Source organism: Hyphomicrobium sp., from assembly GCF_019744875.1.
GTDB lineage: Bacteria > Pseudomonadota > Alphaproteobacteria > Rhizobiales > Hyphomicrobiaceae > Hyphomicrobium_C.
On the sequence record NZ_JAIETU010000003.1, the window covers coordinates 357,905 to 379,924 of the forward strand.

The window sequence follows — 22,020 nt, forward strand, 5'->3', positions numbered from 1 at the left end:
CGCTCACACCATCGTTCAACAACTGGAAGGAGGTGATCCGATGTCGAGTGGGATCTTGAGGACGGCGATGTCGCGGTCGCTGGGTTTCAGGCCGGATCTGCCTCTGGTAGTGGCTTAAGCCAAGCGACAAGCGGCCGGGCGCAACAATCGCCCGATTACGCCGCCGAAATCTCACGGGGGCTGTCCTACGGGCAGCCCCTTTGCTTTTTGGCGTCTGCGATCACGACGGTGAAGAGCCCGGAATGGCCTTACTCGGGATCGTCGGTCCCAACCACCTCGACGACATACTCCGCCGTCTTGGCCGGAGCCTGATCGCCCGCCTTCACATACTTGAACACGAGCGTGGCCTCGCCCGCCGCAACGCCGGTCACGCCGAACTTCTGCTTTTTCGGCGCGCCCAGCGCGGGGCGCTTGCCCGGCTCCGCCGCAGCAGCCCCATAGCCCTGATCAGCAACCGTCACGAGTTCGCCGTTCGCGCTGGCGCCCGCGTCGTAGACCCACGAGTAGCCGGTCGAAGGATTGCCATCGAGCTCGATGGCCGTCGACGCACCGACTGAGACCTGAAGCGTCTCGTCGTTGGCCGCAAAGCTCGCCGCTGTCATCGCAACGGCGGCCGCGAAACCGATGCCGATCGCGGCAAGCGCGCGGACTGAAGCAAGCAGGCTTTTCATCATCCCATCCCCCGATTGGCCCAAACAACGGCCCCAAAAGTACCTTTAGACACTTCCACAGCAAACGGAGCATCGCACGCAGCCCCGCGCCAGGTCCAGACAGGCGCCGCACCCAGCGCTTCGCCGACGACGAACCCGTCCCTTACTGCAGCACGTCCCTTACTGCAGCACGTCGATGTGCGCCTGGAACGTCTTCGCGCCGTTGCGGAACACGAGCGTCACCTGCCCCGCCTTCAGGCCCTTGATCTGGAACCGCTGCTTGGACGCGGACGCGCCGAGGTTCTTCACCGACACGAGGCGCGCCTGCCGGCTCGCCGCCCCATCGAGCACCCACGGCTGGCCGTCGAGGTGCAATGTTGTCGTCTCGCCGACATGAAGCACCTCACCCTCGCCTGCCGCACCAGGCGAAACGGCTGCGACCGCGACGAGCGCCGCGACGGCAACCGCTGCGAACACCCGCCCGCAGACGCTTCGTAAAACTCTCAATCCGTGGATCATGACTTGTCCGGCTCTCGATCGGCCCGCGTCCCCGCAGTCCCAGTCATCTGCTCGCATGCCGCCGCCCGGACGTCCATCCATCGGGCGGGAACGGACGGAATCCGGCGATAGTAGAGACTTCCGCCCAGTCTCCCCTCACACAGGCCCCGGCTGACGCATCGCCCCGCGTCGCGGCCCCAAAGAAGAACGGCGTTAATTGCCCCTCCATCCAACCACTTGCCGGGGTGGGACCGCCATGCCATGCCAATGGGGTTATCCCTGTAAGGAGTATTGATCATGGCCATGCTCGCATCGCGCCAAACGGCCCCGAGACTTTCACTTGTCCCGGCACTTGCACTCATGGTGTTGGCCCTTTTCACCGTCCCGGCCGCTCAGGCCGCCCCGTTGTCCACATCCCGCGCCCCGGATGCGCAAAGCGCCGTCATCAAGGTCGATCACGACTATGACGACTACGACGACTTCTACTCACGCCGCTACTATCGCCGTCACTATTATCGCGACCGCTACTACGGCTACGACTCCGGCCGCCGCTACCGCTACGACGACGGCTACCGCTACTACGGCCGCCGCCGTGTGACGGTCGATGCGCCCTTCGCCTCCGTGCGCGTCAGGCCGCGCGGCGTCTATGTTCGCGCCCCGTTCGTGAGGCTTTGGGTGCCGCGCTACTGAGCGCAATCAACGCATGATTGAGCAGCGCCACGGCTTCGCCCCATCACGGGCGGAGCCGTTGTTGAATGGCCGGCGGAGCCGTTGTTGAATTTTATTGGCTGTGTTCACTCTTTAACGACGAATTTCCTCCATCTGACCTCAATTCCGTCCATAGTGGACACAGTTCGCGTGGGTTCTAGGGGAGGTATGCGTGTTCAACCGCGGCTCAAATTCCGATTCAAGTGCACCGAAACCACCAATGCTGCCGACCGCAGCACCGGTGCCGCCGAGCCCGGCTCAATCGAATGGCCGCGCTTCGCCGTTCGGGGCCGCCTCCACGATGGGTCAGTCCGTCATCGGCACCGATCTCACCATCCTCGGCGACAAGATCACCATCATTTCGCAGAACAAGCTGCAGATTGACGGCGACGTGCGCGGCGACATCAACGGCAAGCAGATCGTCATCGGTGAGGACGGCTCCGTCATCGGCACCGTCTGCGCCGAGCAGATCGAAGTACGCGGCGGCGTTCGCGGCGCGATCAAGGCGCAGACCGTGATGCTGCATCCGACCTCCGTGGTCGAAGGCGACATCTTCCACCAGTCTCTGTCGATTTCCGAAGGCGCTCAGTTCGACGGCCGCGTGCGCCGCGCCAAGGACCTCACGGAAATCACGCCCAATCTCGACGTGAATTCGTATCCGAACGCTGGCAACCAGCCGCCGCAAGGCTGACCGGTTGCCGCTGCCGGCGCGCAGCACATCGCGCCTCTCCGTTTGGGGGGAGAGAGAGCCCTCTGCCGTTTACGGCAGAGGGCTTTTGTTTGCGCGCAATTCTAGAACGGACGTCGGCCCTAGAACGGACGACGGCCCGCGCTGTTGGCGTCGATGCAGGCCATGTAGATGCGGTTGTCGCGGCCGACATGCTGGCACACGTTGCGCTTGAGGTTCGGGTTGTTGCGGATCTCGTTAGCCGAAACCTTCACGCCGCGTTCGCGGGCGACCTTCGCCACCAGCTCATCCTGGCAATAGGGCGTCGCCAGCGGCACGCCGTTGACGATCTGGTTTCCGTTGACGCAAGCAATGCGCGCTTCGGCCGGACCAGCCAGCGCAAGGGCGACGAACGAGAGCGTCACAGCACCCACGGCGGCAGTGAGGCGCTGGCCGGAAGCGAGGCCGGCGGTCTTGGTCGATATCATAAAATACTCCATTGGTTTAGGCACCACCGCCCGGGGGCGAGGCAGGGCGCCGGGAATGCGTCTTAGGGACTTGAGGGGCGTGGCCGCTATACCGCGCGGAACAGCCCAAAACGGGCCAAGTGTTCACGGACGATATCGGGGCAAGTGCACTTTGCACTAAGGTATGGGGATCCGCCCGGGGAGTTCAAGGCGGCGAGGAACAAACATGCTGACGATCTATGACACCAACGGCGAAAGTCTGGTTCGCCACAACGAAACCGCACCCATCTCGCCCGACACCGTCTGGTACGATCTCCTCAATCCCACCAAGGAGGAGGACAACCACGTCGAAGCGCTGCTCAAGATCTCGGTGCCGACGCGGGCGGAAATGCGCGAGATCGAAGCCTCGAGCCGCTTCTATCATGAGAACGGCGCGAGCTACATGACGGGCTTCATCGCCCACAACATCGACGAGCAGACGCTCGGGTCGTCAACGCTCACGTTCATTCTCACCGGCAATGCTCTCGTCACCGTGCGCTACAGCGACACCAAGGCGTTCCCGACGTTCCTGTCGCGCGTCGAGCGCCGCGACGCCACGTGCAGAACGGGGGCGAGCATCATGGTCGGCCTGATCGAAACGCTCATCGAGCAGCAGGCCGATCTGATCGTGAACATCCAGGATCGCGTCGAGAAAATCGCCCAGGGCATTTTCAGCCTCGACAAGCGCCGCACCCGCGACACCAAGCTGGACGTTCTTCTGAAGGGCATCGGCAAGCAGGGCGACATGGTCGCGCGCCTGTCGGAAAGCGCAACCTCCATCGAGCGTGTGCTGCACGTGTTGCGCAACACCGCCCAGGAGCGCAACTGCGACGGCAAGATCTTCCAGCGCATCGGCACCACAGACCGCGATCTCAAGTCGCTCTCCGAGCACATGCGCTTTCTTTCGGATCGCATCGGCTTCCTGCTCAATGCCACCCTCGGCCTCATTTCGAATGAGCAGAACCAGATCATCAAGCTCTTCTCGGTGATGGCCGTGATGCTGATGCCGCCGACGCTCGTCGCCTCGATCTACGGCATGAACTTCGAGCACATGCCGGAGATCAAATGGCTGCACGGCTATCCGATGGCGCTCGGCCTGATGGTGATATCCGCCGTCATCCCCTTCCTCTATTTCCGCCGCAAGGGGTGGCTCTAGCGCACACCTCACCACTTATTCCTCCCCCTTGTGGGGGAGGTTAAGAGGGGGGATTCCAGAACATTCGCTGTTTTGCCCCACACAAGAGTTCAGGAGCACTCAGAGCAGCATCGATCCGATCAAACTCGCCGCCGCGCAAATCGCGAGCGCGGCCAGGATGCTGCGCGTGGCAAACACAATGACGAGAGCCATAACCGCGAGCGCCCCCAGCGCGGGATTGAAGCTCGACAGCACCGGCAGCGTCGGACTGACCGGCCCCCAGGCCACCGGCCCCACCTCGCGAAACAGCACATGCAGCGCAAACCAGAGCGTGAGATTGAGGATCACGCCGACCACCGCCGCCGTCACCGCCCTGAGCGCACCCGACAGGCGCGGCTCCCGCGTCAGCCAGTCGATGTAAGGCGCGCCCGCGAAAATCCAGAGGAAGCACGGCGCGAACGTGGCCCATAGCGTTACGAGCCCGCCGAGCACGCCCATCAGCAGCGGCCAGTCTCCGCCGTGACGCCAGGCCGCCAGCACACCCACGAACTCCGTGACCAGGATCAGCGGACCGGGCGTCGTCTCGGCCAGACCAAGCGCATCGAGCATCTCGCCGGGCGAAAGCCAGCCGAAGCCGTCGACGACCTGCTGGGCCATGTAGGTCAGCACGGCATAGGCACCGCCGAACGTCACGACCGCGAGCTTCGAATAGAACACCGCCAGTTGCGAGAGCACATGCGACGGCCCGAAGAGCGCGCCGACGAGCAGCAGCGGCGCGATCCAGATCACGAGCCAGACCGCAATCGTCTTGAGCGTCGCGCTCGTGCGAACGGGCGACGGCGCGGCCCCCTCCGTCACCTCATGCGCATTGGCCGACAGGTAGCCCACAGCAAGCGCAGCCGCGACGATGAGCGGAAACGGCACATGGAACGCGAACAGCGCCACGAAGGCGGCCGCCGCAATCAGCCAGTCCATCGGCCCCTTCAAGGCCCGGCGCGCAACGCGCACGAGCGCCTCGACGACAATCGCGAGCACCGCCGCCTTGACGCCGACGAACAGCGCTTCGACCACAGGCAGCGACCCGAACGCGGCGTAGAGCAGCGCGAGCGCGAGCATGATCGCCGCGCCGGGCAGCACGAACAGCAATCCGGCCGCCAGCCCGCCCGCAACCCCGTGCAGCCGCCAGCCGGCATAGGTCGCCAGTTGCATCGCCTCAGGGCCGGGCAGCAGCATGCAGAAGTTCAACGCCGACAGAAATCGCTTCTCATCGAGCCAGCCGCGCTTCTCGACCAGCTCCTGGTGCAGCAGCGCGATCTGCCCCGCCGGCCCGCCGAACGAGAGCAGCCCGATCCGCGTCCACACCCCCAACGCCTCCCGGAATGAGGGCGGCTGCGAGGTCGAAGGCATTGCGGGCTGGGGCATGACCTGTCCTTGGGCGGGGCTCTCTCATTAACGGCTCTGCATGACGCTCGATAGTGCGGCAACGATCGGCCACAGCCCGGACAGACCACGCGGCGCGATCACAAAGCCCACAAACGGACGCCACAAAGACGACGCATTTCCAGAGCCTTGCAAGCCTTAGATAACCCGTTTTGTTCTGCGACCTGCCGTCGCACTTATTGCAGCGCACAATAAAAAACGATGCAGAATCAACGCTGCATCCAATCGTTAAAAACAATGTTCAGTAACGGGCATTGCTTCCGCCCAATTCGGCTGGTCAGGTGCCGCTCACCAGAACGGGGGGTCATGCACGACCCCGCATTTCATAGTGGCAGGACACAAATTCTGGTGGTGCACCGAGATCCTCTCGTCGCACCGGTGGCCCGACGGCTTGAAGAAGTTGGATCCGCCAAGGCGGACGGCGAGTGACACCCAGGAGGGGACCTCGACCGCGTTGGGCCTTTTCGAACCACGGCACTGCCACAGGGACGAATGGAGAATGACTATGCGGTATATTGCATTGGCGACGCTCGCACTTTTGACGGTTGGCACGTTTGACGCTCGCACCGCGAGCGCAGCCCCCCGGAAGTGCGTCGGCACCGAAGTCGCTTGCAAGTCGGCCGGTTCGGCATCGAAAGCCAGCTACAAGAAGGCGAGCTACAAGAAAGCCAGCTATAAGAAGGCCAGCTACAAGAAGCAGCACGCCGTCGCGCACAAGAAGGGCAGCCACGCTGCTCGCCGCGCCGCTGCACACCAGAAGCGGGTCGCCAAGAAGACCTCCGGCTCGTCGTACAGCGCTGTTTCCCACTCGGGCGGCGGCTCGGGCATTGCCTCCTACTACTGGCAGGGCCAGCAGACCGCTTCGGGCGCACGCTTCAACCCGAACGGCCTCACGGCTGCTCACCGCACGCTGCCCTTCGGCACGCGCGTTCACGTGACCAACCACTCGAACGGTCGCTCGGTCACGGTCACGATCAATGACCGCGGTCCCTTCATCAAGGGTCGCGTGATCGACCTGTCGCGCGGCGCCGCCAGCGCCATCGGCATGACGGGCCAGGGCCTCGCCCGCGTCTCGTACACCGTCGTCGGCCGCGGCTAAGCTCGGACGCACGAACGACATCGAAGGCGAGCCGCCCCGCGCGGCTCGCCTTTTTTATTGGCGATGCCCCTCTTCACCACACTGCCCATTTGGGCTTGGGCTGGCGGCAATTATCGGTATATTACGGAAAGTTACTATCCCCAGCGTGAGCGTTCCCGCACGATGAAAGCATCACCGAGCAGCAAGGAGCGCGCGGCCGCCGTCCAGACCGTCCGGACGGCGATGGTCGAGAAGAAGCTCACCCAGGCCGAGCTGGCCGACGCCGCCGACTGCCATGAGAAGACCATCCAGAACCTTCTGCACGGCAAGCCTGTGCGCGAGCAAACCCTGTTCGACGTCGCGATGGTGCTGGGTCTCGACTATCAGCGCCTCAAGGAGTCCTGGTTCGGCTCCATGTCCACGGCCCAGCCCATGGAGCTCAAGGGCGAGGGCGGCGTCGTGGCCCCGGTCTACATGGGCGCCTACACTCACGCCGCCGTCGACCACTACATCGGCAGCTACCTCACCATCCGCCCCGCCTTCGCCAAGCCCGACGCAATCGTCGCCTACCGCACCGACATCGTCTGGGATCCCGAGTGGCCGAGCCTGCTGTTCGAGGAACGCGAGCGCCCGGACGCGCCGTTTTCCCACCGCGGCCGCCTCTACGTGCCGGCGTCGTCCATGTACATCCACCTGGTGTCGCTGACCAAGGGCGCCATGCGCATGGTGCTGATCTCGCAGATCGACCAGAACGGCGAGATGCGCGGCCTGATCACCACCCTCAACAAGCAGCGCGCATCGTACGTGCCCGTCTCGGCGCCGATCGTCTATTTGAAGCGGCAGGAATTCAAATCGCTGGCGCTCGGCGAGATCCTGCCCAAGACGCCGGACTACAAGATCTACAAGGCGCTGCTCGAGACATCCGTCGAGGAAGGCTACGCCAAGCTCATCGGCCCCTAGCGACGCCGCCGTCCCTTACGCCCGCGAGCGCAACGGCTCGGCGCCCGCTTCGGCATCGGCTGCGGGCTCGTCCTCGACGACGTTCGACAGATCGCCCTGGAAGCGCAAGGCGAGATCCACCGTCTCCCTCCGTCCGACCGATTTCAGGTGCTGCCCGATCCACTTGTGGGCCTGCGTGCGACCCGCCCCGTGAAGATAGGTGAACAGCCCGAGATCGGGCTTCATCTTGCTGTCGTCCGAGAGGCTCGCCGTGTAGCGCCCCGCCTCGATCAGATGGAAGCGATGCGCCGCGAGCGCTGCTTGCCGGCCACGCCGCACGGCGCCGAAGCGGCCGCGCATCGCTTCGCGCACGGCCAGAATGAACTCCACATCCCGCAGCAGCGGCGCATTGAACGTCAGCCGGTTCGTCGTGCTCGCGATCTCGCGCGCGCCCTTCGGCAGAACCGGCCGCAGCAGCGGATTGATCTGCACGATCAGCGTATCCGCGACCGGGCTGTCGCTCGCCAGCGTCACGAGATCGGGGTTCTTGGAAAACCCGCCGTCCCAGTATCCGACGCCATCGATTTCAACCGTGCGATGCAGCGTCGGCAGGCACGCCGACGCCAGCACCGCGTCCACCGTCATCTCTTTCTGGCGAAACAGCCGCGACCGCCCCGTGGCAACCTCGGTCGCCGCGATCAGCAATCCAACCGGCGACTTCTCGCGAATGGCCTCGAAATCGATCGTCTCGGCCAAGAGGTTGCGCAAGGGATCGAACCCGAGCGGATTGAACTCATAGGGCGACAACAGCCCCGCCACCTGCGCGAACGTCGAGGAGTGCGTGAGCCCGAACAGGAACGGATTGAGCCTGAGGAGATCCGGCACGCCCGCCTTGTGCACGCCCTCCCACACCTCGCGCAGCTTAGCACGCGCACCAGCCCGCCCGCCCGTGGCGAGCCCCGATGCCAGCGCGACCGCATTGACCGCCCCCGCGCTGGTGCCCGACACGCAGCCGAACGTCAGCGCGTCTTCCTCGAGCAGCCGGTCGAGCACACCCCACGTGAAAGCGCCGTGCGCGCCGCCACCTTGGAGAGCCAGATTGATCCGGAAATGTCTTCTGAAGCGCAGCAAAAAGGAATGCTCCTGGCCCACGCGCGGATTGGTTAACCCTAGCACGATGGAGCCTTACGTCCGCCCCGCAATAGGCCGCATGACTTAATTGCACCTGCCTAAAAGTGAGCACAAACGCATTTGTTTCATGCGTTCATGACTTTGGCGCAACAAGCTCGCGCTCGTCGAGCGCCACCACCTCGCCTCCCTCCACAGCCAATCCGCGCGTGATGCTGACGATCCGGGTGCCCCCTTCGTCGCGGCTGAGGCGCAGCACGCGATAGCGCGCCAACGGCTCGTCGTGACGCGGCCGGCCCGCCGAGGCCGCCGATATGCCCAGCACCGGCACGCCGCTGCGCCACAGCAGCGTGTCACGATGATTGTGTCCGTGCAGCACGAGCTCGGCCCCGCAACGGTCGAGCACATCTCCGAACGCAGCCGCATCCGACAGCGCCCGCCGCGGCGGCGCCTGCCCCGGCAGCGGCGGATGATGGATGAGAACGACGCGGATGAGGTTCTGCGCCTTGAGCCGGCCGAGACACGTCGCGAGATCCGCGAGCTGCGCCTCGCCGAGACGGCCGATGGCGGAAAACAACGGCGTTGGAATTGCGGAGTTGAGCCCGATCAGCGCCACCGGCCCTAGGATCTTCACGAACGGAAACCGCACCGGCTCGCTCGCGCTCCAATCCCCGCCCGAACGCATGTACGGCGCCCACGTGTCGAGGCACGACGCGCCATGCAGCCGCGCCGTATAGATGTCGTGGTTGCCCGGCACGACCGACACGCGGTCCGGCTCGCCGAGCGAAGCGAGCCACGCCGTCGCCGCACCGTACTCTCCCGGCAAACCAATGTTGGCCAAATCGCCGGTGACGGCGATATGATCGGCGCCCTGCGCGAGCGCATCGGCCGCGATCAGGTTCGCGACCTCACGCCGGTGAATACGCACCCGCCCGCGATGCCAGTTGAGATAGCCGACGCCCCGTTTGATGTTCCAGTAACGCCAGTGAAATCCTTCGATCGGCCCGAGGTGAACGTCCGACATGTGGATCAACGTGAATGTCTGGGTCATCTGCCCTCGAGCCGTGATCGTGTCTGAAGCCCGCGTATGCCCCGCGCCGGAGCGCGCTCCATGGCCTCGCCGAGGACTGCCACGTGCTGCCTGAAAAGCTGATCAGCAAAACCCTGCAGCGCTACTGGCGGTACTCTCGCGGTTTGACGTTGGGCGCGCAAGGCGTCGTGCTCGACGCCGACAACAAGGTGCTCCTGATCCGCCATACCTATCGGCCAGGATGGCATTTCCCCGGCGGCGGCGTCGAGAAGGGCGAGACGGTCGAGGATGCGCTGCACCGCGAGCTTTACGAGGAAGCGGGCGTCGAGGTCACGGGCCTGCCCGAGCTGTTCGGCCTCTATGCCAACCATCACCTCTTCCCGGGCGATCACATCGCGCTCTTCGTCGTCCGGTCCTGGATCCAGAAAGTGGTACCCAAGCCGAATGCCGAAATCGCCGAGCACCGCCTCGTGCCGTGGGATGCCCTGCCGGACGGCACGACCGCCCCGGTTCGCCGTCGCCTGCTCGAGATCATGACCGGCGAACCGCGCTCCCAGAACTGGTCGAATGCACGCTCCGAAAGCGTCCCCCGCCCGCCTTCGACATGAAGGATTTGCGACAACACCCGCCAAAAAGCCTGCTGAACGACCGCCAAAGCGTCGCCCTAGACCCACCCCGGGCGTCATGCTAAAGCGCCGCCCATGAGCAACCGGCCCGCCAGCTTGAGACCGACGACGCGACGAGAGCGCACGCACCACGCGCGCGCCTCAACGTCTGTCTGAACCTGTCCAGGATCCCGACCATGCTCCAAAACGTCGTCCACCGGCCGGTCACGCCGGAAGACATCCCTGTCATCTCCGATCTTCACAACCGCGTTTTCGGCCCCGGCCGGTTCGCGCGCACGGCCTATCGCGTACGCGAGCAGATGGGCCCCCGCGCCGAGATCTCCCGCTTCTGCCGCATCGCGGAGAAGGACGGCCGCATGATCGCGGCAATTCGGATGTCCGAGGTGACGATCGGCGGCGCCAAGGGCCCGCTGCTGCTCGGCCCCATCGTCGTCGATCCGGCCTACACCAACCAGGGCTACGGCCGCGCCCTGATCGGCGACGTGATGGAAGAGGCGCGCGCGGCCGGCATTCCCCTCATCGTGCTCGTCGGCGACGAACCCTACTACGGGCGTTTCGGCTTCAAGCCGGTGAAGCCGGGGCACATCACATTTCCGGGCCCGGTCAACATCGCGCGCATTCTCGCAGCCGAACTCAAGCCGGGCGCATTGAACGACTTCCACGGCTGCGTCTCTGGCGCTTGAAGCGGAGTGCTCTCCGTCTCGCCGCAGCCGTCGATACGGGTCAATCTTCGAACGGATCGCGCATCAGTATGGTGTCGTCGCGCTCCGGGCTCGTCGACAGCAGCGTCACCGGGCACTCGATCAGTTCCTCGATGTGGCGCACGTACTTCACAGCCTGCGCCGGCAGGTCCGCCCAGCGGCGCGCCCCGCGCGTCGACTGCGACCAGCCTTCGAACGTCTCGAAAATCGGCTCCACGCGGCTCTGCGCATGCGCGCACGCCGGCAAGCGGTTGAGCTTCTCCCCGTCGAGCTTGTAGCCGACGCACACCTTGATTTCCGAGAACCCGTCGAGCACGTCGAGCTTCGTGAGCGCGATGCCGCTGATGCCGGAAACCTTGGCCACCTGCCGCACCAGCACCGCGTCGAACCAACCGCAGCGGCGCTTACGGCCGGTGACGGTTCCAAACTCGTGACCGCGCTGGCCGATCGTCTCGCCGATCTCGTCCGTAAGCTCGGTCGGGAACGGCCCGGCGCCGACGCGCGTCGTGTACGCCTTGGCGATGCCGAGAATGAAGCCCAGCGCTCCCGGCCCGACGCCCGATCCGCTGGCGGCCTGCCCGGCCACGGTGTTCGACGACGTCACGAACGGATACGTGCCGTGATCGACGTCGAGCAGCGCGCCCTGCGCGCCCTCGAACAAAATGCGCCGGCCGGCCTTGCGCGCCTGGTCCAGCAGGTCCCACGTCACATCGACGTACGGGATCACCTTGGGCGCGATCTCGGCAAGCTCGGCCATCAGCGAAGCTTTGCTGATCTCTTCGCGTCCGAGGCCGCGGCGCAGCGCATTGTGATGCGCCAGCAGGCGGTCGACCTTGGGCCCGAGCGTATCGAGATTGCGCAGATCCTGAATCCGGATGGCACGACGCCCGACCTTGTCTTCATAGGCCGGGCCGATGCCGCGACCGGTCGTGCCGATCTTGCCGTCACCCGCCGCGTCTTCACGCACGACGTCGAGCTCACGATGGAACGGCAGGATCAGCGTTGCATTCTCAGCGATGCGGAGATTGTCGCGATTGATCGCGACGCCCTGCGCCGTCAGCCGCTCGATCTCTGCGATCAGCGCCCACGGGTCTACGACGACGCCGTTGCCGATCACGCCGAGCTTGCCCGGACGCACGACGCCCGAAGGCAGCAGCGAAAGTTTGTAGGTCTTCTCGCCGATGACGAGCGTATGGCCCGCGTTGTGGCCGCCCTGGAAGCGCACGACGACATCCGCGCGTTCCGACAGCCAGTCGACGATCTTGCCTTTACCTTCGTCGCCCCACTGCGCGCCGACGACCACCACGTTAGCCATGTTGCATTGCCCACATGTCATGAAATGGCCCCGGCTGATGGGCCGGGGCCAGAACCATCGCTGCTAGGTTTAAAGCGCTAGCCGAAAAGTGAAAGCGCTTTTCCGCCGCGGGCGAATTTTGCCAGCTTTTCAGAGGCCACGAGGGGCACGGAGCCCGCTCGCGACGGCATGGTTACTGACGGTATTGGATCGAACGCGCCGACGGCCACGAGACTCGGTAACCGAACTCGATCGTCCGCTCCTGGTCGGGCTCAAGCTTGCCCTCCCACATCAGCACGCCCCGCTTGTCGTCGACGTTCTGCTTCGTCGGGCTCGTGTTGCCGGTCAGATCGACCTTGATGTCCTGGTTCGCCGACACTGGGATCTGGTCGAAGACCGCGAGCGCGATGGCGCGCTCATGCATGCTCTTGATCGACAGCAGATAGTTGCGGTTGTCGGTGCGCGACGTCGAGATCAGGCCGGTCTCGCCGCGCGTCTCGGCGGCCACCGCATAGCGGACGCGCACAAGATCGTCGATGCCGAAGCCAAGCTCATGCTCTTCGCCTGGCGAGAGGATCGGCAGCCGCCCCGTGCCGACGAACGTGCCGTCGCGAAAGAGCGACGCCGTACCCGGCAGCAGCGGCGTGCCCTTCGGCACGTTGAACTTGGCATAGAGGAAGGCTTTCGCATCCACCTTCGGCACGGCGCGCACGGTGAGCTGCGGCTCCATCGTGTCGGAGCCGAGCTGCACACGCTTCGATTCACCCGTATCGGGGATCGTCAGGCGCCCGGGCACCGCATAGAGCGCATGGAACGGCGCCTGCACGACGTCTGCCGGACGCTCTTCGATCACGGCCTTCTTCACGCGCGCCCGCATTTCCACGCGGCCGTCTGCTTCCTCGGCCATTTCCGCCTGCGGCGCGGCCGCCGACAGTCCGTCCTCAGGCAAGAACGCACCACCCATCGGGGCAGGCGCCGTCGCCGGCGGCGGCACCGGCGCACGCGGCTCCGGCTCGAAATCGACGATAAGCGGACGAAGCTCCGGCGCCGCCGCGCCGGCCGTCGGCCGCGTCGTAGAAAGCGTGAGCGCGATGTTGTCCCAGCTCTCGCCAGTCTTCTGGTTGATGGCCGCGCGACGGCTGATGTCGATCTTGGGCGCAACGGTCTTGCCTCCGGTGGCGAGGCGCACGTCATAGAGCGGCGTCCAGGAGGCGTTCACCACCTGATAGCGCAAGGTGATGTCTGCTTCGAGTGCGGACTGCGTGACGACGAAAACCTTGGCTTCCGTGCGCTCCGTCCGTTCCGGCGCGAGCGAGCCGAGCTTGTTTTCGAGATCGGCAATCTTGCGGTCCACGTCGCGCATCTTGGATTGCGCATCCCGCAGCGAGCGCTGCGCCTCGGCCGACCCCGCCGAGATCAGCGCCAGCACGGCCGCCCAGTCTTCACCCTTGTCGGCGCCGGCGGCCGGCGCGGGCCGCGTCGGCAATTGCGTGAGATTGGTGATCAGTTGCTTCTGCGTTTCTGCGGCTGCCACCTGCGCCTCCAGCACGGAGCGCTCGTCGCGCAACTGTTCGATTTCCAGTTCGACCTGACGCTGCTCGGTCGCCGCCGCCTGCGCATCCGCGCGCGGCACGAACATCCGGCGCGTATCGACGGAGCCGATCTCGAGCTTGCCCGTCGCGCTGCCCTCGACCCGGATCGAACCCTCGACGGCGCCCGCCGGGAGATCCTGAAACAGAATGGTGTGCTCGCCCTTTTCGAGCTGCACCTTGGCGACGCGCATCACCTCCGCACCCATGGGATACACCGTCACGGCATCGATGCGAGACACGGCTTCAACCTCGGCCGCGTGGCCGGCGCGAACGCCGAGCACGGCAAACAGAAGCGACACGACAACGATCTGCTTCACGGGAAGGGCACCTTTCGGATGGCGTTGGGAAGTCACGGAAGTTGAGACGTTACTACGAGAGACGCGCGGATCGGCATGCGCGACGCGCTGAAATCACCTCGCAGGAACTCGCGAAGCGGTGATGGCACCTGTGCGGCCGTTTCGCGACGAAATTATGGCCGGCAGCACCCGCGACGTGCGCTGGCCCGAACGCAAAAAAAAACGGAGCCGCCCGAAGGCAGCTCCGCTCATTTACCAATCCCACGAAGACGCAGCCCGGGACAAAATACGTCGGGCCGCGCCTTCAATTCCTTACTTCATCGCGACCGGATACATCGGCTGCGGGCTGTCGAGGCGATAGCGCGCGCTCAGCAGAAGGTCATGCGAAGTGATGTCCTGGATTTCGAGGCCGGAGTAGGAGCTCGATCCGTCGTAAGCCGTTGCGCGACCGGTCTCGACGGAGCCGAGATCCGTGTAGCGATAGGCAAAGTCGAGAGTGAGCTGCGGCGTCACGTCGTAGCTCAGGCCCGCGTAGAGCGCCCAGGCGAAGTTCGTCGAGTAGGTGTCCTTGTCGCCGTAGAACACGCTGTTGTTCGGAACGTTGACGTCCTTGAAGCCCTGCACGTCGATGCCGGCGATGCCGATACCTGCGCCGACGTAAGGCGTGATGCCGCGGAACGTACCGAGATCGATGTAGGCGTTGAACAGACCGAGCCAGCTTTCGAGGTCGGCCGTGTATTCGTTGGTGCCGCAGTTTCCGGCAACGCCGCAAGGACCGTAGCTGTACGAATCCTGCGCCACGAAGAGCTGCTTGCCGCGATATTCACCCGTCACGTCGAAGCGCAGCCAGCGGCTGTGCTCGATACCGATGCCGAAGCCGTAAAGCGCCGTGCTCTTGATGTCCTCATGATGGACAGTGTGATTCACGAACTCAGGCTCGTTGACGAAAATCCCACCCGGCTCCGGGTTCTTCATGCCGATGGTGCCCTTGAGGTACCACGCGCGGCCCGACGGCGCCGGAGGCGGAATGTCCTTGATGCTGCCGTACCCGAGGTCGGCTGCCTGTACCGGCGCCGTGGTGGCAAAAAGCAAAGCTGCGCTGACGGCTGCGCCCGCCAGGACGCAAACGCGTGACGTTCTCATCGACTGTCCCTTTCGAATTCTGAAAACAGACGCAGCACTAATCTCTAGGGGACACTGTCGGAGAACGTTTAATATACACTTAAGCGGCGTCCCGCTTTGACCCATCGCGTGGCACACGCGCAGCATCGCGCACGCAGGCGATATCGCAGTCGCGATCACCGTGCGCGCTTCGACGAAAACGTTTCGTTAAGATGTTCTACGCGGCCTTGGCGGCAGTCCTCACCGCCTCGACGATATCGCCGACAACAGTGTTGACGAGACCCTCGTCGTCGCCCTCCGCCATCACGCGGATGACGGGCTCTGTGCCGGAAGGACGAATGACGAGTCGTCCCCCATCGCCGAGCTTCTGCTTTGCGCCCTCGATGGCGCGCTGCACGCGGCTGTCTTCCAGCGGCTTGCCGTTGACGTAACGCACGTTCTGCAGCACCTGCGGCAACGGCGTGAACCGCGCGCACACTTCCGAAACGGGCTTTCCGGTTGCCACCACGCAGGCCAGCACCTGCAGCGAAGAAACTAGTCCGTCACCCGTCGTCGTGAAGTCGGACAGAACGATATGCCCAGACTGCTCGCCGCCGACGTTGTAGCCGTGCCGGCGCATGTGCTCGACGACATAGCGATCGCCCACAGGCGTGCGCGCCAGCGACAGCCCCTGGCCCTTGAGATAACGCTCAAGACCGAGGTTGCTCATGACAGTCGCCACGATCCCGCCCGCGCTGAGCTTGCCCCTGCGGTTCCAGCTCTCTGCAATCACGGCCATGAGCTGATCGCCATCGACGATCGCGCCCTTCTCGTCGACGATGACCACGCGGTCCGCGTCGCCGTCGAGAGCGATGCCGATATCGGCGCGCACTTCACGCACCTTGTCGATGAGCGCCTCAGGCGCCGTCGAGCCGCACTTGTAGTTGATGTTGCGACCGTTCGGATCGACGCCGATCTTGATGACTTCCGCGCCGAGCTCCCAGAGCGCTTCGGGCGCCACCTTGTAGGCCGCGCCGTTGGCGCAATCGATCACGATCCGCAGGCCGTTGAGACGCAGGTTCTTGGGCAGCGTCCGCTTGGCGAATTCGATGTAACGTTCCTGCGCGCTCTCGACGCGCGTCGCCCGCCCGATGCTGTCTGCGGATGCGAGCAGCGGCTCGCTCGGCCCTTCGATCAGACGCTCAATCTCGAGCTCGACCTCGTCTGATAGCTTGTAGCCGTCGGGATCGAACAGCTTGATGCCGTTGTCGTCATAGCGGTTGTGCGAAGCTGAGATCATCACGCCGAGATCGGCGCGCAGGCTGCGCGTCAGCATCGCGACGGCCGGTGTCGGCATCGGCCCGAGCAGGAACACGTCCATGCCGACCGCCGTGAAGCCGCTCATCAGCGCCGCTTCGAGCATGTAGCCGGAGAGGCGCGTGTCCTTGCCGATCACGACGCGGTGGCGATGCGAGCCGTTCTGAAACAGCTTGCCGGCCGCCATGCCCACCTTGAGGGCGATTTCGGACGTCATCGGGTGCTTGTTGGCGAGCCCGCGAATGCCGTCGGTTCCGAAATAGCGGCGTGTCATCAGTTCCCCTCACCGGTCAGATGCCCCACGGGCGAATCTTATGTCCCTCGCGACCGCCAGCCAAGAGTGCATATACCCATTTTGCCCGATCCCTATCGGGCCCAAAAGGTGCTGGGGCCGCCGCGCCCGCGCGCGGGCGCCGAAAGTCCTACGGAATCACATGCGCGTGTAGAATCCGGGCTTCGCAGGTCGATTGGTCGGCGGATCGTACGATCATCGTTAACGCGCACTTACCCGCCCAGCCGGCGAAGCGCAACCCTCATGCCGCCTTCGCCTGTCGCCCCGCCGCCGGACGGGTGCAGGCAAACGCCCCCTCGGGGGGCCCTAGACCAGACGCGATTCCGAGCCCGCCTGCGCCGCCTCCCAGACCGCCACCGCCTGGCGCGTGTCAGCCACGTCGTGCACGCGGACGATCTGCACACCCTGCGAGAGCCCATGCAGCGCCGCCGCGATCGAGCCCGGCACGCGACGGGCCGGATCCTCCACATTGCAGATCTGGCCGATCAGCTTCTTGCGGCTGGCCCCGAGCAGCACCGGCACGCCGAGCCCGTGATAAAGGCTCATCGCCCCCAGCACCGCCACGTTGTGATGCAGGTGCTTGCCGAAGCCGATGCCCGGGTCGGCTATCAGCCGCGACTTCGGAATGCCCGCGTTCACGCACGCCCGGATGCGCTGCTCGAGAAAATCGAACACGTCGAGCACCACGTCGCTGTACTGCGGGTTGTCGTTCATGGTCTTGGGGTCGCCCTGCGCATGCATGAGCATGACGGGCAGCCCGCTTTCGGCGGCAACCTCGAGCGCATCCGGATCGTATGTCAGCGCCGAGACATCGTTGAGAATATCGGCGCCCGCCTGCGCCGCGCGCCGCATCACCTCGGCCTTGCGCGTATCGATGGAAATGAGCTTGTCCGTCTTCGCCCGCAGTCCCTCGATCACGGGGATCACGCGCCGCAGCTCGTCTTCCACCGCGACGAGATCCGAACCCGGCCGGGTCGACTCGCCGCCCACGTCGAGAATGTCGGCGCCTTCCTCGGCGAGTGCGAGAGCATGCGCGATGGCTGCGTCCACCGAGTTGTGCCGCCCTCCGTCCGAAAAGCTGTCCGGCGTCACGTTGACGATCCCCATGAGGCGCGGGCGATCCAGCGACAGCCCCGCAATGCGCGCGCGCGGGCTGCGGATCGCCTCAACGAGATCGGCCGCATCGAGCGTGCTCCGCCCCCAGTCGCGTTCGAACAGCTCACCGAGACCGATGGTCCGGCGCTGCGTGCCGCGCGGGCTTCGTTCGAGCACTTCGAGCGCCGAGAACGCGAGCGGCCCGCCGGCCAGCGGCAACCCGCCCCAGACTTCCTGCGGATCGTCCCCGATCTGGCTCGGATAGATCCCGAGCGGGCGGACATAGATGGAGCGCTGCATGGCAATCCTCGGACCATGGCCGCTTCGTCGGATGGACCCCGAAGCGGGCTGGATCGGTCATCGGCAAACGGAAACGGCCGCGATCATCTCGCGGCCGCTCCAGCACTTAAACGAAACCAAACTTGCTCAGCAAGGAAAGATGGTGCGCGGACCCTCTCCCCCGACCGGACGCATCAACCCGGCTGGGGCTCCATGCCGCCCGTACCCGGCTCCTCGCGCGGGCGCGTGCGCCCGGCGTTCGGCACGGCCGGACCGGCACTCCCCTTCGAGCCGTCGTCGTCGCGGCGCACGATCTTGTCGCCCGCCATGATCGCCTTGACCTCGTCGCCCGAGATCGTCTCCAAGTCGAGCAACGCCTTCGCCACGGCATGCAGCTTGTCGAGGTTCTCGGTCAGGATCTTCTTGGCCTTCGCCTCGCCATCGTGGATGAGCCTGCGGATCTCCTCGTCGATGAGCTTCGCCGTCTCGTCCGAGATGAACTTGGTCTGCGTCACCGAGTGGCCGAGGAACACCTCCTGCTCGTTACCGTTGTAGCGCACGCGGCCGAGCGTATCGGACATGCCCCACTCCATGACCATCGCGCGCGCGAGCTGCGTCGCCATCTGGATGTCGCCGGTCGCACCGTTCGTCACGTTGTCCGGACCGCCCAGGATGATCTCCGCTTCACGGCCGCCGAACAGCACCGCAAGCCGCGCTTCGCACCACTGGCGCGTGCGGCTGTAGCGGTCGCCTTCCGGCAGGTTCATGGTCACGCCGAGGGCGCGACCGCGCGGAATGATCGTCACCTTGTGCAGCGGATCGTAGGGCACGACGAGGCCGACGATGGCGTGACCCGCCTCGTGATAGGCCGTGTTGCGCTTCTCTTCCTCGCTCATCACCATGGACCGCCGCTCGGCGCCCATCATGACCTTGTCCTTGGCGTCCTCGAACTCGCTCTGCGTCACGAGCCGCTTGTTGCGGCGCGCAGCCAGCAGCGCTGCCTCATTGACGAGGTTGGCGAGATCCGCGCCCGAGAAGCCCGGCGTGCCGCGCGCGATCGTCTTCGCGTCGACGTCCGGAGCGACCGGGCTCTTGCGCATGTGGACCTTGAGGATCTTCTCGCGGCCCGCGATGTCGGGGTTCGGCACCACGATCTGGCGATCGAAGCGGCCCGGACGCAGCAACGCGGGATCGAGAACGTCCGGCCGGTTGGTGGCCGCGATGATGATGATGCCCTCGTTGGCCTCGAAGCCGTCCATCTCGACGAGCAACTGGTTGAGCGTCTGCTCGCGCTCGTCGTTGCCGCCGCCGAGACCCGCACCGCGGTGACGGCCAACGGCGTCGATTTCGTCGATGAAGATGATGCACGGCGCGTTCTTCTTCGCCTGCTCGAACATGTCGCGCACGCGCGACGCGCCGACACCGACGAACATCTCGACGAAGTCGGAGCCCGAGATCGTGAAGAACGGCACGTTCGCTTCACCCGCGACCGCACGCGCGATCAGCGTCTTGCCGGTACCGGGAGGGCCGACGAGCAGCGCGCCGCGTGGGATTCGCCCGCCGAGCCGCTGGAACTTCTGCGGATCGCGAAGGAACTCGACGATCTCTTCGAGATCGGCCTTGGCTTCGTCCACGCCCGCCACGTCCTCGAACGTCACCCGGCCCTGCCGCTCCGTGAGCAGCTTCGCCCGGCTCTTGCCGAAGCCCATGGCGCGTCCCGAACCGGACTGCATCTGGCGCATGAAGAACACCCACACCGCGATCAGCAGCAGCATCGGGAACCAGTTGAGAATGACGGACAGGATCGACGGCACGTCCTCGTCGGAGGGGCGCGCGTTGAACTTCACGTCCTTCGCCTTGAGGCGTTCAACCAGTCCCGGGTCGGACGGCGCGTAGCTCGTGAACGGCGTCGCGTTTTCACGCATGGTGCCGTGGATGCGATTGCCCGCCAGCGTCACTTCCTGGACCGAGCCGGATTCGACCGCATTCAGGAAATCCGAGTAGCTGATCTCGGACCCGCGACGGCCCTGCGTCGGGCTGTTGAAGAGATTGAAGAGCGCGGCGAGCAGCACAAAAACCGCCACCCAGATCGCAAGCTTCTGAAAGTTTGGATTCATCTGTTTTCCCGTGCCAACCGGCGCCCAGGACGGACACCGGCACGATCCACGCCAATTACCGGCTAAGATAGGGGGCGGGGGGGTGTTTGCCAAGTTGAATGCCCCCGCCTTTTCCGGCGAAGACGCCGCATCGTTCGCTTTTGGTGAAAGGTCTGCCTCCGATCACCTCACCTTGCGCTTGAGCCCAATGAATTCGGCGCTGAAGCGGGCGTCGCTGGGCAGCCTGTCGGCCAAAGGGGGCACCGCGATGATGCGGTCAGCCGACCAGATCGCGGGCAATCCGGCCGCGGCGCGAGCCGGGGGGCGGTCGTTAAGGCGAAATTTGTCCCGCAAGGTTGCATACGCGGCGAGCCCGAGCGCCCGCACCACGACCGGCGCATCGGGCGCATCGCCTTCTCCGTCGCCTTCCCCAACTCCCGGCTCGTAGCGAATACGGAAGCGCCAATCCCACAGGATCTCCTGCCCGACCTCCAACGGCACGGGCGGCGCAGCGACCGGCGGCGGCTCGCGATAGAGCCGCAGCGTCGTGCGCCCCTGCGAGACGATGCACCCGCCGAGCGTCTGCGCCATCGGCCGGTCGTCGCGCGTCATCGCCGCTTCGAGTGCTTCCACCTGCGACAGGCGCGCGGGCTTCGCCGCGCCACCGAACGCACCGAGCAGCCGCGCCAGTATGCGGATGCGCACTTCCGCAGGCTCGCCCCGCCACGCCTCGCGCGAAAACGAGGCGAACACTCCGCTGTTGAGAGCAACGAGCGTCTCGATCCGCTCCTCGGTCATCGTGTCGAGCGCGACACGGGCCCGCGCAAGACGCCGCGCGCTGAGCGCGAGCTTGTCATTCGAGAGGCCGAGCGCGGAGAGATGCGCAGCCGCCTGGCGCAGGCGCACGCGCTCGAATTCACTCCGGTCGTTGCTGGGGTCCTCGAGCCACGTGCCGCCGCTCTCCCTGAGAACCGCTGCAGCCGCAGCCTTCGGCACACCGAGCAGCGGCCGCACCAGCTCGACGGATCCATCCGGCAGCAGCGCACGCACGGACGCCATGCCGGCAAGTCCGTCGAGGCCGCTGCCCCGCCCGAGCCGCATCAGAAAGGTTTCGGCCTGGTCGTCGGAGGTGTGCGCGGTGACCACAGCGCCCGCCCCCACGGCGCGCGCATGCGCCACGAGCAGGGCATAGCGCGCCTCACGCGCCCGCTCCTGCACACTCGCTAGAGGCTTCTCCGCCCGCCACACAAGGGTCGCGTGCGCAAACCCTGCCGCACGCGCCTGCTCCGCAACCCAGTCCGCCTCGCGCGCGGCCTCAGCGCGCAGGCCATGATCAACCGTCGCCACGTCGATGATCAGACCGTTTGGAGCAAGGCCCGCTTTGACCCAGCGCGCCACGAGCGCCATCAGCGCCATGCTGTCGACGCCGCCGGAAACAGCCAGCACGACGCGCCGGTAGGGCCCCAGCGCGTCCTTCAGCAACGCATCGACTGATGCGAGATCCTGGAAAGGGTGCGGGTCCGTCATGGAGCGTCTCGATCGCGAGAGGCTC

20 protein-coding genes are annotated in these 22,020 nt (G+C 65.4%); 7 read left to right on the forward strand and 13 right to left on the reverse strand.

Annotated features, from left to right (window positions below):
• Positions 1-248 precede the first annotated feature (248 nt).
• Together K2Y42_RS08560 and K2Y42_RS08565 are read right to left on the reverse strand one after the other, a co-directional pair.
• The gene (locus K2Y42_RS08560) at positions 249-674 is read right to left on the reverse strand and encodes a protease inhibitor I42 family protein (RefSeq protein ID WP_291151055.1); all 426 of its coding nucleotides are present in this window, start codon (positions 672-674) and stop codon (positions 249-251) included.
• A 156-nt stretch (positions 675-830) separates the two neighbouring features.
• On the reverse strand, positions 831-1,169 hold the full coding sequence (locus K2Y42_RS08565) for a hypothetical protein (RefSeq protein ID WP_291151056.1): 339 nt from the start codon (positions 1,167-1,169) through the stop codon (positions 831-833).
• Between the two features lie 276 nt (positions 1,170-1,445).
• Between K2Y42_RS08565 and K2Y42_RS08570 the strand changes: the two genes are divergently transcribed.
• Positions 1,446-1,838, forward strand: coding sequence for a hypothetical protein (locus K2Y42_RS08570; RefSeq protein ID WP_291151059.1), 393 nt, complete (start codon positions 1,446-1,448; stop codon positions 1,836-1,838).
• Between the two features lie 238 nt (positions 1,839-2,076).
• Positions 2,077-2,547, forward strand: coding sequence for a polymer-forming cytoskeletal protein (locus K2Y42_RS08575; protein WP_291151062.1), 471 nt, complete (start codon positions 2,077-2,079; stop codon positions 2,545-2,547).
• 119 nt (positions 2,548-2,666) lie between these two features.
• Here K2Y42_RS08575 and K2Y42_RS08580 read toward each other — a convergent pair whose 3' ends face one another.
• Positions 2,667-3,011 carry a hypothetical protein gene (locus K2Y42_RS08580; RefSeq protein WP_291151065.1) on the reverse strand — a complete coding sequence of 115 codons (345 nt, stop codon included), beginning with the start codon at positions 3,009-3,011 and terminating at the stop codon, positions 2,667-2,669.
• Between the two features lie 205 nt (positions 3,012-3,216).
• Here K2Y42_RS08580 and K2Y42_RS08585 point away from each other — a divergent pair, with 205 nt between their 5' ends.
• Positions 3,217-4,185, forward strand: a complete 969-nt coding sequence (locus K2Y42_RS08585) for a magnesium transporter CorA family protein (RefSeq protein WP_291151068.1) — start codon at positions 3,217-3,219, stop codon at positions 4,183-4,185.
• A 99-nt stretch (positions 4,186-4,284) separates the two neighbouring features.
• Here K2Y42_RS08585 and chrA read toward each other — a convergent pair whose 3' ends face one another.
• Positions 4,285-5,586 carry a chromate efflux transporter gene (gene chrA / locus K2Y42_RS08590; RefSeq protein ID WP_291151071.1) on the reverse strand — a complete coding sequence of 434 codons (1,302 nt, stop codon included), beginning with the start codon at positions 5,584-5,586 and terminating at the stop codon, positions 4,285-4,287.
• Between the two features lie 523 nt (positions 5,587-6,109).
• Here chrA and K2Y42_RS08595 point away from each other — a divergent pair.
• Both K2Y42_RS08595 and K2Y42_RS08600 read left to right on the forward strand, forming a co-directional pair.
• Positions 6,110-6,703 carry a septal ring lytic transglycosylase RlpA family protein gene (locus tag K2Y42_RS08595; protein WP_291151073.1) on the forward strand — a complete coding sequence of 198 codons (594 nt, stop codon included), beginning with the start codon at positions 6,110-6,112 and terminating at the stop codon, positions 6,701-6,703.
• A gap of 162 nt (positions 6,704-6,865) precedes the next feature.
• Positions 6,866-7,642: a helix-turn-helix transcriptional regulator gene (locus K2Y42_RS08600; protein ID WP_291151075.1), complete on the forward strand. Its 777-nt coding sequence runs from the start codon at positions 6,866-6,868 to the stop codon at positions 7,640-7,642.
• A 15-nt stretch (positions 7,643-7,657) separates the two neighbouring features.
• Here the strand turns inward: K2Y42_RS08600 and K2Y42_RS08605 are convergent, their stop codons facing one another.
• Positions 7,658-8,752: a patatin-like phospholipase family protein gene (locus tag K2Y42_RS08605; protein WP_291151077.1), complete on the reverse strand. Its 1,095-nt coding sequence runs from the start codon at positions 8,750-8,752 to the stop codon at positions 7,658-7,660.
• Between the two features lie 133 nt (positions 8,753-8,885).
• Positions 8,886-9,800, reverse strand: a complete 915-nt coding sequence (locus K2Y42_RS08610) for a metallophosphoesterase (protein WP_291151079.1) — start codon at positions 9,798-9,800, stop codon at positions 8,886-8,888.
• Between the two features lie 83 nt (positions 9,801-9,883).
• On the opposite strand from K2Y42_RS08610, the gene K2Y42_RS08615 reads away from it, so the two are divergent.
• Positions 9,884-10,387 carry an NUDIX domain-containing protein gene (locus K2Y42_RS08615; RefSeq protein ID WP_291151082.1) on the forward strand — a complete coding sequence of 168 codons (504 nt, stop codon included), beginning with the start codon at positions 9,884-9,886 and terminating at the stop codon, positions 10,385-10,387.
• Between the two features lie 194 nt (positions 10,388-10,581).
• Positions 10,582-11,088: an N-acetyltransferase gene (locus K2Y42_RS08620; RefSeq protein ID WP_291151085.1), complete on the forward strand. Its 507-nt coding sequence runs from the start codon at positions 10,582-10,584 to the stop codon at positions 11,086-11,088.
• Between the two features lie 40 nt (positions 11,089-11,128).
• Here the strand turns inward: K2Y42_RS08620 and K2Y42_RS08625 are convergent, their stop codons facing one another.
• The 7 genes from K2Y42_RS08625 to tilS all read right to left on the reverse strand — a co-directional run bounded on the left by K2Y42_RS08625 (position 11,129) and on the right by tilS (position 21,995).
• On the reverse strand, positions 11,129-12,421 hold the full coding sequence (locus tag K2Y42_RS08625; RefSeq protein WP_291151088.1) for an adenylosuccinate synthase: 1,293 nt from the start codon (positions 12,419-12,421) through the stop codon (positions 11,129-11,131).
• 172 nt (positions 12,422-12,593) lie between these two features.
• Entirely contained in the window at positions 12,594-14,309 is a 1,716-nt protein-coding gene (locus K2Y42_RS08630) for a mucoidy inhibitor MuiA family protein (RefSeq protein WP_291151091.1), read from the reverse strand.
• A gap of 291 nt (positions 14,310-14,600) precedes the next feature.
• A complete protein-coding gene (locus tag K2Y42_RS08635; RefSeq protein ID WP_291151094.1) occupies positions 14,601-15,431 on the reverse strand; it encodes an outer membrane beta-barrel protein in 831 nt (276 codons plus the stop codon).
• A gap of 196 nt (positions 15,432-15,627) precedes the next feature.
• Positions 15,628-16,980 carry a phosphoglucosamine mutase gene (glmM, locus tag K2Y42_RS08640; protein ID WP_291151097.1) on the reverse strand — a complete coding sequence of 451 codons (1,353 nt, stop codon included), beginning with the start codon at positions 16,978-16,980 and terminating at the stop codon, positions 15,628-15,630.
• 324 nt (positions 16,981-17,304) lie between these two features.
• A complete protein-coding gene (gene folP / locus K2Y42_RS08645) occupies positions 17,305-18,393 on the reverse strand; it encodes a dihydropteroate synthase (protein ID WP_291151100.1) in 1,089 nt (362 codons plus the stop codon).
• Between the two features lie 173 nt (positions 18,394-18,566).
• Positions 18,567-20,489 carry an ATP-dependent zinc metalloprotease FtsH gene (gene ftsH, locus K2Y42_RS08650; protein ID WP_291151103.1) on the reverse strand — a complete coding sequence of 641 codons (1,923 nt, stop codon included), beginning with the start codon at positions 20,487-20,489 and terminating at the stop codon, positions 18,567-18,569.
• Between the two features lie 162 nt (positions 20,490-20,651).
• Positions 20,652-21,995 carry a tRNA lysidine(34) synthetase TilS gene (gene tilS, locus K2Y42_RS08655; RefSeq protein ID WP_291151106.1) on the reverse strand — a complete coding sequence of 448 codons (1,344 nt, stop codon included), beginning with the start codon at positions 21,993-21,995 and terminating at the stop codon, positions 20,652-20,654.
• Between the last annotated feature and the right edge of the window lie 25 nt (positions 21,996-22,020).